This window comes from Bacillus sp. FJAT-18017 (genome assembly GCF_001278805.1).
Classification (GTDB): domain Bacteria; phylum Bacillota; class Bacilli; order Bacillales; family Cytobacillaceae; genus Bacillus_D.
The window spans coordinates 4,951,989-4,967,966 of sequence record NZ_CP012602.1 but is presented as its reverse complement, the minus strand read 5'-3'; the positions used below and the strand labels follow the sequence as shown (position 1 = coordinate 4,967,966).

Here is a 15,978-nt window from a genome sequence, read left to right as displayed (position 1 = left end):
TTTACAGGAATTACAGTTTAGAGCATATATTGCCATCACTACAAACGGGGATGAATTCAAACACTAAGAAAAATTGGGTTTGGAGGAATCCGTATTATGAAAAAATTGTACATGCTTTTAATTATAATTTGCCTCCTGCTTGCCTTGATACCGGGAATGGCCTATGGGGAAACCTCTAGTGCATCTTTCGGCTGGGGTTTTAAGCGGGGGAAAAATGAAATTCCGGCAGATGCAGGTTGGCAATATGAAACCATCCTCGAAAAGAACGGAGCTTTTTACAAAGGCAGCCCCGACAAAAAGGTTATTTATCTGACCTTCGACAATGGCTATGAAAACGGCTATACTACTCAGGTTCTTGATGTTTTAAAAAAGCATAAGGTTCCGGCGGCATTTTTTGTGACAGGCCATTACATTGACAGTGCGCCGGAATATATCGAGCGAATGGTGGAGGAAGGCCATATTGTTGGGAACCATTCATGGGGACATCCTGATTTCACAAAAATCCCGGATGCTCAAATTAAGGGAGAGCTTGAAAAAGTTCGTGCTGCATATGAAGAACTGACGGGAAAAAAGAAAATGAAATACGTTCGCCCGCCGCGTGGAACATTTAGTGACAGGTCGATTGCCGCTAGCAAGGAAGCTGGTTATACACATGTGTTCTGGTCACTCGCATACGTTGATTGGAACGTTAATCAGCAACGGGGTGCGCAATACGCATACGATAACATCATGAGGCAAATTCATCCTGGTGCGGTCATCCTGCTACATTCAGTATCGAAGGATAATGCAGACGCGCTAGAGAAAGTAATTTTGGACTTGAAAGCCAAGGGTTATTCGTTTGAAAGTCTTGATCACTTGGCGAAAGATAAAGCAAAGAAGTAAAAAAAGCCGGGTTCCAAGTGTACTGGAATCCGGCTTTTGTTGCCATTATCAAGCCCTAATTAATAAACGAGGCAATACCAAGGATGATAATCAGCAACCCGGCAAGCTTATTGACCAATCCAAGATGCGGAGTAATTCTCCTTCGGAACCGACTCACCATAACACTTAACAACACCCACCAGGCTGCTGCTCCAATTGCCACCCCTGTAATCAATGAAAGGGCAATACCTTGAGATTCTGTGCTTTCCTCAATCCCAAGTCCGGCAAACATTGCAGTGAAATTTAGGATTGTGACAGGGTTCGTTATCATCAGCAGAAATGTCGAAGCATACATACTTTTAAGGGTTTCTCCTGGGAGGTTAGCTGCTTGTCCAGCCGGCTTTTTAAAAAAGGTCTTCACACCAAGATAGAACAGGAAGGCAGTTCCGACTAAACGCAGCAACGTCTGCTGGTTAAGCAAAAACGCCGAGACAGCGGATACGCCAAGCGCGGGGATGCTAGCTATACCATATTTGCAGTAACTGCACCCATCCCTGTGCTTATCCCCGCCGCTTTTCCCCTCGCCAGAGTGCGCTGTATGCAAAGCAAGCCAATTGGGCCAACTGGTGCCGAAACTGAAAAACCAAGCAAAATGCTCTTTAGAAGCAATATACAAAAAAATCCTTTCAAATTAACCTACTGATAACATTAACAAAATCTGTATTCTTAAAGCAATTTCCTAGACGAATTCCATCCAACTACGCAAATGGTCCAGCTTTCATAAAAGATATATTAATACTGGTTAATTCAGTGGGGTCAATATTATGATTAAATTAGTAGAACGAATAAGAAAGTTCAGTCTTTTTTTAGAAAAGGAGTGCTTTTATGCGGACATTCGGACAACTGGTTGAGTCCATTGAGACGATACCGAGAAAACAGTCAACATTACTAATCGGCATTGATGGCTGCGGCGGTGCAGGAAAGAGCACACTTGCCAATAAATTAAAAGAATCAAAACCTAACGTTACAGTGGTTCATATGGATGACTTTTATTTGTCGTCTTCCCAAATCATCAAGTTACCCCCAAAAGAAAAGCCGATTGGCGCTGATATTGATTGGGGTAGGGTTCTAGAGCAGGTACTCGATCCACTTTCCAAAAACCAGGAGGGGAGCTATCAGCGATATGATTGGGAAACAGACATCCTTGCAGAGTGGCATAAAGTTCCGATAGGAGGAATTGTCATTGTTGAAGGAGTTTACTCCACCCGGAAAGATCTGGCGAGCTTTTATGATTATACTATATGGGTCGACAGCCCACGGGACATCCGACTCCAGCGCGGCCTTGAAAGGGATGGGGAAGCTGCCAGGGACAGATGGGTCAACGACTGGATGGTTGCAGAGGATATGTATGTAGAGGAGCATAAGCCTTCTCAGTATGCTACTACTACTTTTTCAGGGGTATTGTAATTCATAGTTTAAAACCCATCCTCTACATGCCGAAAGGATGGGTCTTAAGCAATCTTATTTAAGGATTTTTTTAGTAGTAATCCAATAAGTATTCCAGGAATCACAAATAACGTTGGAAGCCACATAGGACCTAATAATACACCAAATATCTTCAAGTCCGAAGCAAAAATTAATCCAACCGTTACTAAAATCCTGCAAATACATATGGAAGAAAAGAATAAGGTTCATTCCTTCCGCCTGCATCTTTCACTGCATCCCACATAGCGAAAAAGTATAAACATGGGTAAAACATCAGCCGCTGATAATCGGTATGGTTTATGGCCTTCCCAATTTCTCCGTGAAAACTTAGGATAATAATTTGATTAAAATTGGCTTGAACATTAATCAAGAATTCCAATAACAGTAACACTGTTCCTTTATAGTATTTTCCGTTTAAAAACTGCCCAAACCCCGGAAGGGCAATGCTCCACATCAAAAGTTCAAATTGTTTCTTATTCACCTTTGGATTCCTTAAACTATGTTTCTTTTAAATCTCTTTTGCAAGTTCTTTCCTATTCGGAGCAAGAGGGGGTTGTTCTAACCATTTGGATTTGAGCATTAAGTTGTACCACTTCTTGGTGACTGCAATATTTTTTAGAATGGTGCCTTCATAAGCTGCAATAAGGTCTGTTCGCATGGATGATGCCAATCCTGCTCCATGGTAGGCTTGTGCAGCTTGAAATAAAAAACCCATATGATACAACATTAACTTGTCGGAAAAAGGTGATTCAGTTGAAGCAGTCACTTCTGTTTCCCAGGATTTTGGAACTGGCAGGTTATCTGTCTGCATGATTTTAGAAAATGCCTTTATTTGCCCATTAGCCGTTTCCTGAGTATCGGTCAAAAACTTTCTGACTTCTTTTTCCTGTGCAACTTGGCTAAATGCTATAGAAAGTGTTTTAGCCATTATACTCTTTTTAAGATTAAAGGAAATGCTAATGATTTCAGTAGCAGATAAGGTTCTTCCTTTTCCGAAAAATCCATCGGTTAAATCCTGGCTCGTGACAAATTCGGGGTTATTGGGAGGATAAAATAAGGGATCTCTTTGAAAGTTCCCTTTCTCCAGTAATAACTCAATCGTTAGATGATACATTCTCTTAGCGTCGTTATCGCAGGAATCAAAAAAGTACCTTAAATCTTTTCTAACAGAAACAGATAATGCTGTGATATGCCCAAGCAACCCATGTAAGGTCATGGTATGTAAGTAATTTAGACAGAAAATATCAGTGAACAATCTTTGTTTCCCTTTATAGAGGTCAGATTCATTAAATCCAATGGGAATTGGAAAACCCTCATTCTCCAAAAAAGCTACGATTTGTTGCTTTTGAATTTCAAAGGTTTTAATAGCATCTTCAAAAACAGATTTTATCTGATCGTCCTCAATAATCGAAAACATGTACCTATTGACCACGTCAGTCATTGTGCCGTTAACATACTCTCCCCACAATGAACCTATTTCAGAAGACGTAAGCTTCAGATTCTTTTCTTCCATGAAAATATCACCTCCAGGATATTATTTACCGCTCCGCAAAGCAATATTCTCTTAACTGGGAAGGGTGCGTACTTTGAGAGAATGTGGGATGCCTAAATCTCCAATCGGTATGATGTACTTGAGGGAGCCATTGAGTATGATGGGGATGAAGTTGATCCAACTTGTTATTTTTTAGTTATGTAATAAGGTGAGATTTCATCAATGAAGGTTCATTGCATGTTTATGCAAGGTAAATGAAAGGGCTCAAGGGGTTAACCCTTGAGCCCTTCTACATGAAGAGATGTATGTTAGTAATCTGGTAAGGTATGTTCCTCAATTAACTCAAGACTTCTCTTGTTCTTTGTATAAGCAATAATTAGCTTTATCATATTCGGATAAAGCAAAATATCCTCTAATTCCGAAAGTTTAACCCATTTTACGCCAGTCTGATTTGGGTCAGGATGGGCGGGCATCATCGGAGTCGAGCCTTCTTGGATTCTGCACTCGAACATCAACCCTAAAGAATGCAATTCTCCGTATCTATTCCTATTAAGGTGCGGAGCATATTCATACACAAACGCCAATGGGCCAACCTCAACATTAACCGAAGCTTCTTCCTTCGCTTCCCGCCTGACCGCTTCGATTACTGATTCACCGGGTTCGACTCCGCCAGCTGGAAGATTGTAATGAATCCCCTTTTCATCATCAAATTCAATTTAAAGGATAGAATCATTTTCTAAAATCAATGCTCCTGCTCTGACACGAATGTGATAGGTCATTCCATTACTCTCTCCCCTCGGCTGATTAAGTCAAATACCTTCTGATACCCAAAAGGCAGAAGGGATGAGACAGCCACTCCAATTATGAATGAAAGAAGCGCAGCGGCAACATACTTCCGCAGCGAAATTTCTTTCCTTCCATATGCGATACTCAATACCTTTACAATTGAATAAACCGTATAAAAAACGATAAATGCTGAAAATATGCTGGCAACTAAGACAGGCATTTTCAGACCTCCTATTTCAATTTAATGCTGTAAAGCCTCATCGGCATTGTGCTCGAAAATTTCTTTTCAAAATATACTATAAGTTTATAGTAAGAACGTGTTGCTAGTCATCTTGGAATTCTGTTAGACTGCAAATTTGTGCATGAAATGTCGGGAGAATCATTCTGATATTTGTTATTCTGAATTTGAAAGGAGGAGTGTTCTTGGATTCTTTAAAAAGGCTGAATGAAGCTCTTGCATATATTGAAGCCAATTTGTCCAATGAGATTGACTTAAAGAAGATTGCCAGAATCGCGCTTTGCTCGGAATACCATTTCCAACGGGTATTTTCTTTCTTGGCAGGAGTGCCGCTAGCCGAGTATATCCGGCGTCGCCGGCTCAGCCTAGCTGCTTCGGAGATCACTGCAAATGATGAAAGGATTATTGATATTGCTAACAAGTATGGATATAAATCACCAGATTCTTTTACAAGAGCCTTCCAGGCATTGCATGGTATCACTCCATCAGAGGTGCGAAATGGGAGCGGACCGCTTAAAGCCTATCCGCGAATGTTCTTTCAATTAACCGTTCAGGGAGGAAGCGAAATGAATTATAGGATTGTTAAAAAAGCCCCGTTTAGGATTGCCGGTCTGAAAAAAAGAGTCCCGATTGTTTTCGAGGGGGTAAATCCGGAAATCGCATCCATGTGGGCCAGTCTTACACCAGAGCTGATCACCGAGCTAAAAATTCTTTCCAATACAGAGCCAACAGGCATGATTAGTGCGTCGGTAAATTTTTCTGAGGGGCGCTTTGAGGAAAAAGGAGAGCTTGACCACTATATCGGTGTTGCGACTACCGAAACCGTCCCAGGGCAACTTGCCCAGCTTGATGTTCCGGCAATGACATGGGCCGTTTTTGAAGCGGTGGGGCCTTTTCCTGAAACGTTGCAGACTGTGTGGGGAAAAATTTTTTCCGAATGGCTTCCGTCCTCGAACTATGAGCTTATTGAAGGTCCTGAAATCCTCTGGAACGAAAGTAAGGATACAAGTTCGCCGAGGTATAGGAGTGAAATCTGGATCCCAGTTGCACCAAAGAAACAATAACCCTATTGCCCTGAATCTTCAGGGTAATTTTTTATTGCTTACATTATCCCCCATTAACGTGCAGCCCACCCTGTTACCCAAAGAAGAACCCAACTAAGGGTTCTAAGATGACAAAAAATATAGGGGGGATTAACAGTATGAAAAGCCCAATTGATAATTTAAAATTTTCCTTGTGGTTCCACTTTAAAATTGATCAGCCTTAGTGGGGTGAGAAGTAACGCTAAAGATTGGCACCATCACTTTATGCCAAAGGTGCAAAACATGCTATAATACGGGAAAACTAACCTAAAGGGGAAACCAGTGTGTGGCAGGAAACGATTGTAATAGAAGGCCCTTATAATTTTGACCGAGTCCTCGACCGGCTTTCGATGGATCCGCTCAATGCGCTTGACCTTGAAAAAAGGACAATCAAGGTACCGATAAAATTGGATGGAGAAGCTTTTACCGCAAAAGTGACAGCAACTGGAACGACCGAGGAGCCAAGCTTCTTAATTGAAGCTGAATCCGGTGACAAAGACCGGATTATCAAGCGTCTTGGCGAAGTATTCCAGTGGGAGGTCCCGTTAAAGGATATTCATGATCATTTTGGAAAAACTGACCTCACTATCATTTTTGAAGAGCATGTCGGTACACCACTCATTCTCGACTTTGACCCGTTTGGCTGCCTGTTGAAATGCATTATCCATCAGCAGCTTAATATGGCGTTTGCGATTAAGCTCACGGAAAGATTTGTGAAAAAGTACGGTTTTGAAAAAGATGGAGCCTGGTTCTATCCGGACCCTGAAACGGTTGCTGCATTGACGGTCGAGGAACTGCGTGAGCTGCAGTTTAGCGGCCGGAAAGCAGAATACGTAATTGATATTGCCAAAGCCGTAACTGAAGGCGGGCTGGATTTGGAAGAATTCAAGCACGAGGATGAACAGACCATTTTTGACAAGCTTATCAAAATCCGTGGCATTGGCGCATGGACAATACAGAATTTCCTTTTATTCGGGCTCGGCCGCCAGAACCTTTTCCCAATGGCCGACATCGGAATCCAGAACGCCCTGAAAAAACTGTACAACCTAGAAAAGAAACCAACCATTGAAGAAATGGAAAAATATAAAACAGGCTGGGAACCCTACCTCAGCTACGCCTCTCTATATCTTTGGAGAAGTATCGAATAACGGCAGAGCGGGAATTCTCGTCTGCCAAATAGTAGAACGAAAAGAGTGAGCATCATGAAACAGGACCAAGCAATTAAGATAAAAGAGAAGCAGGAATTCCCTCTTACAATCAAGCGGTTGGGCATCAATGGCGAGGGCGTCGGCTATTTCAAAAGGCAGGTAGTCTTCGTTCCCGGCGCGCTTCCAGGAGAAGAAGTCGTCGTTGAGGCTACGAAAATTAATCCGAAGTTTGCAGAAGCGCGGATTAAAAAAATTCGTAAAAAATCACCGCACCGGGTCGCACCGCCATGCCCTGTGTATGAACAATGCGGAGGCTGCCAGCTTCAGCATCTCAAATATGAGCAGCAGCTTGTTGAAAAACGGGACATTGTCCTTCAGTCACTCGAACGCCACACGAAGCTGAATCTTGAAGAAATAGATGTCCGCCCAATGATCGGCATGGAAGATCCATGGGCCTACAGAAATAAAAGCAGCTTTCAGGTGGGAGTCCAAAAAGGCAAGGTGCTGGCAGGTTTATATGGCCTGAATTCACACAAACTCATCAACATCGAGCAATGTGCCGTCCAGCATGGGGCGACAACCGACGCTACTTTGAAGGTAAGGCAAATCCTCCAGGATCTTCACATTCCTATCTATAATGAAAAAACACGTAAAGGGATAGTCCGAACCATTGTTACTCGTGTTGGCATCCAGTCGAATGAACTGCAGGTTGTCCTAATTACAACTCAGCGCGACCTTCCGAAAAAGGAATTATTAATCCGAGAAATCACGAATCGGCTTCCAGGTGTTAAGTCAATCGTCCAGAACATCAACGGCGAAAGGACGTCATTGATTTTTGGAAAAGAAACCGCCACTCTTGCAGGCAGTGATTTCATCCAGGAAACGCTGGGGGACTTGCAGTTTGAATTGTCAGCCAGGACCTTCTTCCAGTTGAATCCTGTCCAGACAATTAGGCTATATGATGAGGTCAAAGCAGCGGCCGGACTCACTGGGGTAGAAAGAGTAGTCGATGCCTATTGCGGTGTTGGCACAATCGGACTATGGGTTGCCGGCCAGGCTCGCGAAATCAGGGGAATGGACATCATCCCCGAATCCATCGAAGACGCCAAGAAAAACGCCGCCCGCCATGGCATAAAACATTCCACCTATGTGACAGGCAAAGCAGAGGAATGGCTGCCAAAGTGGACAAAAGAAGGCTGGCGCCCAGACGTCGTCATCGTCGATCCGCCGAGAACCGGCCTAGACGGAAGCCTGCTGCAAACCTTGCTCAAGGTAAAACCAAAGAAAATTGTCTATGTGTCCTGTAACCCATCCACATTGGCAAGGGATATACAGACATTGAGCAGTAAATATAATGTGGAATACATTCAGCCAGTTGATATGTTTCCGCAAACGGCGCATGTGGAAGCTGTCACGAAGCTGGTTTTAAAGTGAATTCAACCAAAACCGTATAAAACTGTTATAAAAATCTCTTCCGATTACTTCTCCCAGTGAGAAAAAAGTTTCAAAAAAATAGAACGAGAATACCAAGGCATTCCCTATCAGGGTCTGCCTTTTTTCCTTTTGCAGTTTCGGAACAAAATAATCTTTTTCACTTTCCGGACCTTTGGTTCATGTTATTTTATGAATATCACCAAAGCCAAAATATGTAATAATTATAATAAAAATACAAGAGAGAGGTGTTGAATCTGAGATTACTATTTAGTGTGCTAAGAAAAATATTGGAGGAAGAGCCTTTTTCACATAAAACGTATAATTTGAATGAATCAGAGTTTAGAAATTTTCTTGAAATGGCTTTAAAAAAGAATTATATTTCTGTCCTAAAGGGCCGTATTCAAACTACATACTCTCTCACAGAAAAGGGATTAGAATTCCTAAAGGCAAATATGCAATTTAATGGGGAGATTCCAGAGGATCCTAAAGAGCTGCCTCAATGGTGTGCGCTTTGAAGGGGAGGTATATATACCTAAAAATAAAAAATCAGAGCCGGAACAGTTTAGCTATGAACCAGAAACTATCAACTATTTTCATTGGAGTGAAGTTCTGCACTCAACACTTAATTCCATTAAAAATAAAGGCGGTTTAGGGGATCTTATTATTAATCAACCTGGATCTGAAAGTGACGTACTGCAGATTGAAAGAACTATTGGGTTTGAACTCCCTGAATCTTTTAAAAAGGTAGTAATAGATTATTCGCGTCAATGTACATTTTATTGGAATACACAAGAAAATTCAGCATGTATATTGGATGATCCTGCTATCTATGCAACACATGGCGAACCATATAGGAACATGAAGATAATGAATGGGGGCCTATTTGATTTAGGGCTATGGAACCTCGATAAGCTAATCGATTTAAACTCTATTAGAATTGACCATGAGTATCTTGATGAAGAAAATGAAGAATTACACTTTTGGTCTAATTCATTTATCTTTTCCGGAGATGGGATGGGGAATTACTTCGGAATAGACCGAAAATACAATATAGGGGAAGTTATCTATTTAACAACTGATAAAGAATTTCACAACTGGAGGCTGGGAAAATCATTCGAGTCCTTTATGAACAATTGGATTCAAGTAGGTTGTGCTGGTGGTTTTATCAGAGATTATGTAGCGCTATCATCACAACAATTTTCTTATATTAACCATAAGACAACGAATTCTCTTAAAATCAAGAAATGGCTGGATATTGGTTAGAAGAAGATAGCAGTGGCTAAAGGACCATTATAATCGCTTCTTAGTAAGCTTTCGTTTTCTCAAAAGGCATTGTGAAAAACCCACTAGCATCTTTTGTGTTGCCACATTCACTCAACACACGTGGAGTGCGTGTCGCAGTTGGTATTAATATAGACAATGAAAAATTTGTAAAAAGTGCCTGTAACTAACCATTTCTCGTCGTATTTCTCGACAGAAATCGGGAAGTGACAGGCACTTTGTTTTAATCAAAAATATAGCTGATGACTTCTATTGCTTGATCGACAGTTTCGACGGTTACATTTGCTTTGTTTGAAAGCTCTTTTAGGGGATGAATCAATGATTCAGGCCGGATGATAATCGTCGGCTTGTTCATGGCAATGGCCATGCTTGCGTCCATTGCTGTATTCCATTGTTTATACTTTTCACCAAATAAGGCAATGACGATGTCCGCTTTCTGCATTAAGACTTGGGTTCTGAAATTATTAATATCTGATGCAGCATCATCTTTATAAAGATTAGACGGCTGTTTTCCTCTAATCTCTTCGCCAATATTGTCTGAACGATCGTGGTTTGTCTGCGGGGCAACAAATAGGAGAGGGAGATTTTTTTCCTTAGCTTTTTGTGCCACTTCCTCTCTCCAATTATCATGAATTTGACCTGCTAAATAAACAGTAAGTTCCATTCTAATTCCTCCAATATCTTTCGATCTTTAACAATATAGTATCTAATTTAGCCAAGTTTTCAAAGAAATCACCAAATAAACCCACCAGTACCATGATGTACATACACTAAAATGTTAAAAGCTAGAAAGGCCGTGTAACTTTTCTAGCTTCTTGTAATTGCATATTCTAACTGTTCAATATATTTTCCATCTTAATAAGCACGCATGTTGCCACCAGATATTTCATCTGTCAAAACAAATTTGTTTATCTTCATCTGTACGACTAAATATGTGAGCATTAGTCATAATTATGCTATGTTTTAAGCTTGTAATGCCTTTAAACTTCACCAACACCTCATGTGTTGCCACATACACTTGGCACATGTTGAAGCTGTGACACAACTGCTATTAAAAGATCATGCATGAGTTGGAAGTCGCCGCTCATAACACATTTTTTCTCAGAATCTAATCCTACAGTTAAATGAATAATGCTGCCGTTTTGAATTCAATTATCAAAAGGGCAGCATTATTATTATATATCTTTATTTTGATTGCTTATAAACAACATTAACCTGCTTCACGTTTAATCTGGCTCCTTGGCCAAATAATCGACTCGAATCTGCGCTCTGTTCTTCCACAAAGGAAAGAGGTGTTTGGCCTGTTATTGGATGGTAGTAGAAATTTTCTTCCGTTGACAGCTTAACCAATCCCTTTCCGTCATCAAAGGCATCAAGCAATGTAAACATCCCAATTCCCCCAACTAACTGATCGGGCTTAACCAATTGTTCTTCCCCGCCATGATCTAAAATCATATATTGCGGGTCTATTTTATATCCAATTTTATCAACACTGAACACTTCCGAGTTATTCACAAACCATTTAACAGTCCCTTTATCTTTGTCATAAGAAATTCTTAAATAATGAACATCCGTAGGGTTACGTTTTGCAATGGGGATTTTGTAAGAAAATGCAGCATAATTTCCAAGACTTTCACCACGGCCAAATGGAAGCCGCTCGTAAAAGGCGTAGATTTGATTATTAGTGATGAAAAAGTCAAATACCATAAAGGATTCCATATCCATTGTATTAAAAGCAAAACTTGCTAAACGAATATCATTGGGATCCTTTACTTGATCACCAAAAGGGTGAAATTGAGTTCCATAGGTTTGCCCAGAAATCCACGTTTCGAACGATAGCTCCTTTCCAGAGACAGCATCAAAACCGGGATATCCTTTTGAAGAGGTATTGTTCATATAGGCTAGCCATTTAACATGATCAATTCCACCTGAGAGGCCTCCATTTAAATGTTCTTGCGCAAGTGTATTGGTAAATGCCGGTTCTCCGGTAATTGGATTTGTCCCGCTAGAAACCACTTCAAGGCCTTTGCTTGAGGTAGTAACAGTTCCATCGTTCCCTATATAAGAACCTGCACCAAAATAAAACCACTTTTTCTCAGTAAACCCTCTAGAAAAATCATCCCATGTAATCTTTGTGGTTCCAGGCGAATTGGAAGCGATTGCAAATGAACTAAAAAAGAAAATTAATAAAATGGATAAGGAACCTATTTTCAACAATTTCAATATCATCCCACCTTAATTATTTATCAACCTCCTGTTAAAAAATGACAACATGGAAACAATATTAAGTATATTTTCGAGATTGATAAACTTGTTAAAATCAATATGACAAAAAATTCAACTTATAAGCATTAAGATAATCAATAATATTTGGATTCCTATAATTGTAATCATTGATATAGTGTTCGAGTAGTTAAGTTTTTTATAACTTACCAGCACCCCATGTGTTGAGTTTGTTACACAAATTAGATTAAAGTGGTAACTTAAAAATAAACACTTACCACTAAAAATAAACATTTCCGATTTCCGGGTCTTATTCTTTTTGTATAAATTGGGTCCGATTGAAAATCGATTTAATCTTGAACGGAGGAATACGGATTTGAGCTGGGTGTTTTGAGAAGAGTTTATTTTTGTTATACAAAAGAAAATAATTATTTTCCGAAAATCAGGTGAATTACTTATCCTATTTAAGGACGCTACATTTGAAAAGAATATTTAAATGAATTAAGGTAAAGAAGATTATATTTAAATAGTGAATCTAAAATGAAAAATAAAGAAAAGATAGAAATGGAGAAAGAGTATGGGTAATCAAATTAAAGTAGGAATTGTCGGCTATGGCAATCTTGGCAGAGGAACGATTGAAGCAATCAAGCAATGTTCAGATATGGAGCTTGTGGCTATTTTTACAAGAAGAGCACCTGAAAACCTTTCAATTAATGAACCAAATGTAGAGGTTTTGCCTATTTCGAGTGCAGAGGAATATAAGGACAAAATTGATGTGATGATTTTATGTGGAGGCTCAGCAACAGATCTTCCAGATCAAGGTCCATATTTTGCTAGAATGTTTAACACAATCGATAGTTATGATACACATGCTAAGATTCCTGGATATTTTAGTGTAGTCGACCAAGCGGCTAAAGAAAGTGGAAAGACTAGTATTATTTCTGTTGGCTGGGATCCTGGTGTGTTTTCACTGAATCGTTTAATGGCTGAAGCCATTTTACCAAATGGTGAAACTTACACCTTCTGGGGGAAGGGACTGAGCCAAGGACATTCAGACGCTATTCGCAGAGTGGAGGGTGTAGCAGGTGGTGTTCAGTATACAGTACCGATTGATGAAGCGATACTGCAGGTCAAAAGTGGTGTGAATCCTCAATTATCTACCGCTGAAAAACACCGACGGGTTTGTTATGTCGTAGCAGAAGAAGGATATGACCAAGCAAAAATTGAACACGATATTAAAACAATGCCGAACTACTTTGCTGACTATGAGACAGAGGTAAACTTTATTACAGTAGAAGAATTAAAAGAAAACCACTCAAAATCACCACATGGCGGTTTTGTGATTCGAAGCGGAAAAACAGGAAAAGACAATAATCAAATTATTGAATACTTCCTTAACTTAGAGAGTAATCCTGAATTTACAGCTAGTGTACTAGTGGCATATGCAAGAGCAGCTTATCGTTTAAATAAAGAAGGACAAGCTGGTGCAAAAACTGTTTTTGATGTTGCACCCGGTTATCTGTCTCCAAAATCCGCGGAGGATTTGAGAAGAGACCTATTGTAGTATAGAAGTTCCTGTCCCCAGTACATCAATGATTAGATGCTTCGGGGGGACAGGAACTCTGAATATAGACTGATGTTATTTTAACGATAAAAACTCACCAACACCCCATGTGTAGCCACATACACTCTGGACACAGCGAGTTATGTGACAAAACTTATCTAACCAAAAATAAATATCTCCCATTCCGACCCGGTTTTCGTGAAAATAAACCTTTTCGATTCTTGGGTCTTTTTCTGTCCAAGCCCTTGTCCTGTCTCGTTTTTGGTTAAAAATAGATGTGGAAATGGAGGCTGGAGCATTAATTTCGATTAGGAACATTTCTTTGTTCAGACTCCCTTTCCGGCTTTTTCGCTCCTTCATCCAACTTTCCCCAGAAATTACAGGCAAAACTTATTTAATTCATACAATAGTATATTGAAGTTTCTAATTTAACTTGTTATCATTCTCCTATTGTTTTAAAAAAGAATAATTATACCTTGTATAAATTCAAGAATACGGCTTGAAAGTTTCTACCAGCTACCATAAATAGCTTGTCTACAAGGAATGGGAAATAAATGATGGTTTATATTCCTTTTCTGTAGAAAAAAACTTTGGCTGAACTGTGGCCAAAGCTTTTTTAGTATCAAGGGGATAAGAAAATGGGTTGGCTGTAAACTTAACCTCGAAATCATTCCCGTTCATTCTTTACTATATCAGAATAGGAGATTACCACATGAGAAACTTTTTTAAATTTACAGAACGGAATACGTCCTTTAAGTAGGAAACACTGGCAGGACTGACAACCTTCCTATCGGTCGCCTATATATTAGTCGTAAATCCGCTTATCCTAAGCCAGGCTGGGATGGATAGTGGGGCTGTATTTACTGCAACAGCTCTTACTGCTATTATCGGTACACTGCTTATTGGTTTGCTTGCTAACTACCCAATCGCAATTGCACCAAGTATGGGATTGAATTCATTTTTCACTTTTTCTGTCTGTATTGGGATGGGAATACCGTGGGAAGTCACTTTGACTGGTGTATTTATTGCAGGGATCATTTTTATGTTATTAAGTTTAATGAAAATCCGAGAGAAGATTATTAATATCATTCCATTGAATTTAAAATATGCAATAGCTTCTGGAATTGGATTCTTCATCACATTTATTGGGTTGAAAAATGGAGGGATTATTACTTCCAATCCCGATACATTTGTATCGATTGGAAACTTAACCTCACCTACGACCCTGCTAGCTATTCTTGGCCTTGTTATTACGATTGTTATGTTAGTACGTGGAATAAGTGGAGGGATTTTTTATGGAATGATCATTACCACGATTGTTGGAATGATTGTCGGTTTAATTAATGTTCCTTCAACCATTATTGGGGATATACCAAGCATGGAACCAACATTTGGTGTCGTGTTTTCTCAATTGGATCAGATTTTCACCCCTGAATTAATGGCAGTTATCTTTACTTTTTTAATTGTTGCCTTTTTTGATACGGCTGGTGCTTGAATTGCACTAACCAGCCAAGCGGGAATGATGAAAGGGAATACTGTTCCGAATATAGGGAGAGCATTGCTTGCCGATTCTACCGCTGGTGCAATTGGGGCTATATTGGGAACATCCACACCTGCTACAAGTGTTGAATCTTCTGCCGGAATTGCTGTCGGAGGAAGAACGGGCTTTACGTCTGTCATTATTGCTGCTTGTTTTGCGATTGCTTTGTTCTTCTCGCCAATTCTTGCCGTTATTACTTTGGAAGTTACAGCACCTGCATTAATTATTGTGGGAGCATTAATGGCAATGGAGATAAGAAAAATAGACTGGAGCAAGCTGGAAATTGTCATTCCATCCTTTTTAACGATTATCATGATGCCCCTTACCTCCAGTGTGGCAATAGGTCTTGCATTTGGTTTTATTCTTTATCCACTTTGTTTAGTAGCACAAAAGCGGTATAAAGAAATTCATCCAATTATGTATGTGCTATGTTTTTTATTCATACTTTACTTTGCTTTTATAGTGTAGCTTTAGGAAAGAGGGTTAGGGGACTAAGCGAACACAGTTTAAGTGCGTTTCAAATTTTCTTCTCCATCAGAAGAAAACAGAGGGAAGGTCCTTGCAAAGAGCCTTTAGAAGCTTTGGTCGGGGCAAATGGTAGCATTTGAATATATTCCTGCGGGGGGTTCGACAAAGTTTATATCGAGCTTGGAATAGTGGCATTGGTATACAATATACTGAAAGCAGGATGCCTCGCCAACTACTTCTCAGAAAATCCCTATATACACATAGCAATTGGAAAAAAACTAATTTTTTCTCCAACAAAAGACTGAGAGAAATAACAACATATACCCGTAAGATTTTCGGCTAGGTCTTTCCGGTTAAAATGCCTAAAGTTTTATCG

General features: G+C 39.9%; 14 protein-coding genes, 2 pseudogenes and 1 riboswitch. Of the genes and pseudogenes, 8 read left to right on the top strand and 8 right to left on the bottom strand.

What is annotated here, in order from left to right:
- Nucleotides 1-96: 96 nt before the first annotated feature.
- Nucleotides 97-882, top strand: a complete 786-nt coding sequence (pdaA, locus tag AM500_RS23290; protein ID WP_053601352.1) for a delta-lactam-biosynthetic de-N-acetylase — start codon at nt 97-99, stop codon at nt 880-882.
- A 55-nt stretch (nt 883-937) separates the two neighbouring features.
- Here the strand turns inward: pdaA and AM500_RS23285 are convergent, their stop codons facing one another.
- Nucleotides 938-1,537, bottom strand: coding sequence for a LysE family translocator (locus tag AM500_RS23285; RefSeq protein WP_197282642.1), 600 nt, complete (start codon nt 1,535-1,537; stop codon nt 938-940).
- A gap of 209 nt (nt 1,538-1,746) precedes the next feature.
- Between AM500_RS23285 and AM500_RS23280 the strand changes: the two genes are divergently transcribed.
- Complete coding sequence (locus tag AM500_RS23280; protein ID WP_053601351.1) at nt 1,747-2,328, top strand: uridine kinase family protein; 582 nt, start codon at nt 1,747-1,749, stop codon at nt 2,326-2,328.
- A gap of 44 nt (nt 2,329-2,372) precedes the next feature.
- Here AM500_RS23280 and AM500_RS23275 read toward each other — a convergent pair.
- The 4 genes and pseudogenes from AM500_RS23275 to AM500_RS23260 all read right to left on the bottom strand — a co-directional run bounded on the left by AM500_RS23275 (nt 2,373) and on the right by AM500_RS23260 (nt 4,844).
- Nucleotides 2,373-2,800 (bottom strand): annotated as a pseudogene (locus tag AM500_RS23275) (hypothetical protein).
- Between the two features lie 54 nt (nt 2,801-2,854).
- Nucleotides 2,855-3,859: a DUF3231 family protein gene (locus AM500_RS23270; RefSeq protein ID WP_053601350.1), complete on the bottom strand. Its 1,005-nt coding sequence runs from the start codon at nt 3,857-3,859 to the stop codon at nt 2,855-2,857.
- 287 nt (nt 3,860-4,146) lie between these two features.
- Nucleotides 4,147-4,554 (bottom strand): NUDIX domain-containing protein, encoded by a 408-nt coding sequence (locus tag AM500_RS23265; RefSeq protein ID WP_231688202.1) that lies wholly within the window; start codon nt 4,552-4,554, stop codon nt 4,147-4,149.
- A gap of 59 nt (nt 4,555-4,613) precedes the next feature.
- Nucleotides 4,614-4,844: a hypothetical protein gene (locus AM500_RS23260; RefSeq protein WP_053601349.1), complete on the bottom strand. Its 231-nt coding sequence runs from the start codon at nt 4,842-4,844 to the stop codon at nt 4,614-4,616.
- Nucleotides 4,845-5,047: 203 nt separating this feature from the next.
- Here AM500_RS23260 and AM500_RS23255 point away from each other — a divergent pair, with 203 nt between their 5' ends.
- From AM500_RS23255 to AM500_RS23235, 4 genes are all read left to right on the top strand, one after another.
- Nucleotides 5,048-5,926, top strand: coding sequence for an AraC family transcriptional regulator (locus AM500_RS23255; RefSeq protein ID WP_053601348.1), 879 nt, complete (start codon nt 5,048-5,050; stop codon nt 5,924-5,926).
- Between the two features lie 302 nt (nt 5,927-6,228).
- Entirely contained in the window at nt 6,229-7,092 is an 864-nt protein-coding gene (locus tag AM500_RS23250) for a DNA-3-methyladenine glycosylase family protein (RefSeq protein WP_053601347.1), read from the top strand.
- A gap of 54 nt (nt 7,093-7,146) precedes the next feature.
- Nucleotides 7,147-8,526, top strand: a complete 1,380-nt coding sequence (rlmD, locus tag AM500_RS23245) for a 23S rRNA (uracil(1939)-C(5))-methyltransferase RlmD (protein ID WP_053601346.1) — start codon at nt 7,147-7,149, stop codon at nt 8,524-8,526.
- Nucleotides 8,527-9,030: 504 nt separating this feature from the next.
- Nucleotides 9,031-9,789: an SMI1/KNR4 family protein gene (locus tag AM500_RS23235; RefSeq protein ID WP_053601344.1), complete on the top strand. Its 759-nt coding sequence runs from the start codon at nt 9,031-9,033 to the stop codon at nt 9,787-9,789.
- 241 nt (nt 9,790-10,030) lie between these two features.
- Here the strand turns inward: AM500_RS23235 and AM500_RS23230 are convergent, their stop codons facing one another.
- Both AM500_RS23230 and AM500_RS23225 read right to left on the bottom strand, forming a co-directional pair.
- Entirely contained in the window at nt 10,031-10,471 is a 441-nt protein-coding gene (locus AM500_RS23230) for a YtoQ family protein (RefSeq protein WP_053601343.1), read from the bottom strand.
- Between the two features lie 521 nt (nt 10,472-10,992).
- Nucleotides 10,993-12,030, bottom strand: coding sequence for a DUF6081 family protein (locus AM500_RS23225; protein ID WP_053601342.1), 1,038 nt, complete (start codon nt 12,028-12,030; stop codon nt 10,993-10,995).
- A 577-nt stretch (nt 12,031-12,607) separates the two neighbouring features.
- Between AM500_RS23225 and AM500_RS23220 the strand changes: the two genes are divergently transcribed.
- Nucleotides 12,608-13,594 (top strand): diaminopimelate dehydrogenase, encoded by a 987-nt coding sequence (locus tag AM500_RS23220; protein ID WP_053601341.1) that lies wholly within the window; start codon nt 12,608-12,610, stop codon nt 13,592-13,594.
- Between the two features lie 75 nt (nt 13,595-13,669).
- On the opposite strand, the gene AM500_RS23215 is transcribed toward AM500_RS23220, so the two are convergent.
- Nucleotides 13,670-13,954: a hypothetical protein gene (locus AM500_RS23215; RefSeq protein WP_053601340.1), complete on the bottom strand. Its 285-nt coding sequence runs from the start codon at nt 13,952-13,954 to the stop codon at nt 13,670-13,672.
- A 96-nt stretch (nt 13,955-14,050) separates the two neighbouring features.
- Nucleotides 14,051-14,151, top strand: a riboswitch (purine riboswitch).
- A 209-nt stretch (nt 14,152-14,360) separates the two neighbouring features.
- On the opposite strand from AM500_RS23215, the pseudogene AM500_RS23210 reads away from it, so the two are divergent.
- Nucleotides 14,361-15,602: pseudogene (locus AM500_RS23210) on the top strand (NCS2 family permease).
- Nucleotides 15,603-15,978 lie beyond the last annotated feature (376 nt).

Bases quoted from the DNA above. Each gene is read 5' to 3' on its own strand.
- pdaA (WP_053601352.1), top strand. From the start codon at position 97: ATGAAAAAATTGTACATGCTTTTAATTATAATTTGCCTCCTGCTTGCC.
- AM500_RS23280 (WP_053601351.1), top strand. From the start codon at position 1,747: ATGCGGACATTCGGACAACTGGTTGAGTCCATTGAGACGATACCGAGA.
- AM500_RS23270 (WP_053601350.1), bottom strand. From the start codon at position 3,859: ATGGAAGAAAAGAATCTGAAGCTTACGTCTTCTGAAATAGGTTCATTG.
- AM500_RS23260 (WP_053601349.1), bottom strand. From the start codon at position 4,844: ATGCCTGTCTTAGTTGCCAGCATATTTTCAGCATTTATCGTTTTTTAT.
- rlmD (WP_053601346.1), top strand. From the start codon at position 7,147: ATGAAACAGGACCAAGCAATTAAGATAAAAGAGAAGCAGGAATTCCCT.
- AM500_RS23230 (WP_053601343.1), bottom strand. From the start codon at position 10,471: ATGGAACTTACTGTTTATTTAGCAGGTCAAATTCATGATAATTGGAGA.
- AM500_RS23220 (WP_053601341.1), top strand. From the start codon at position 12,608: ATGGGTAATCAAATTAAAGTAGGAATTGTCGGCTATGGCAATCTTGGC.
- AM500_RS23215 (WP_053601340.1), bottom strand. From the start codon at position 13,954: ATGAAGGAGCGAAAAAGCCGGAAAGGGAGTCTGAACAAAGAAATGTTC.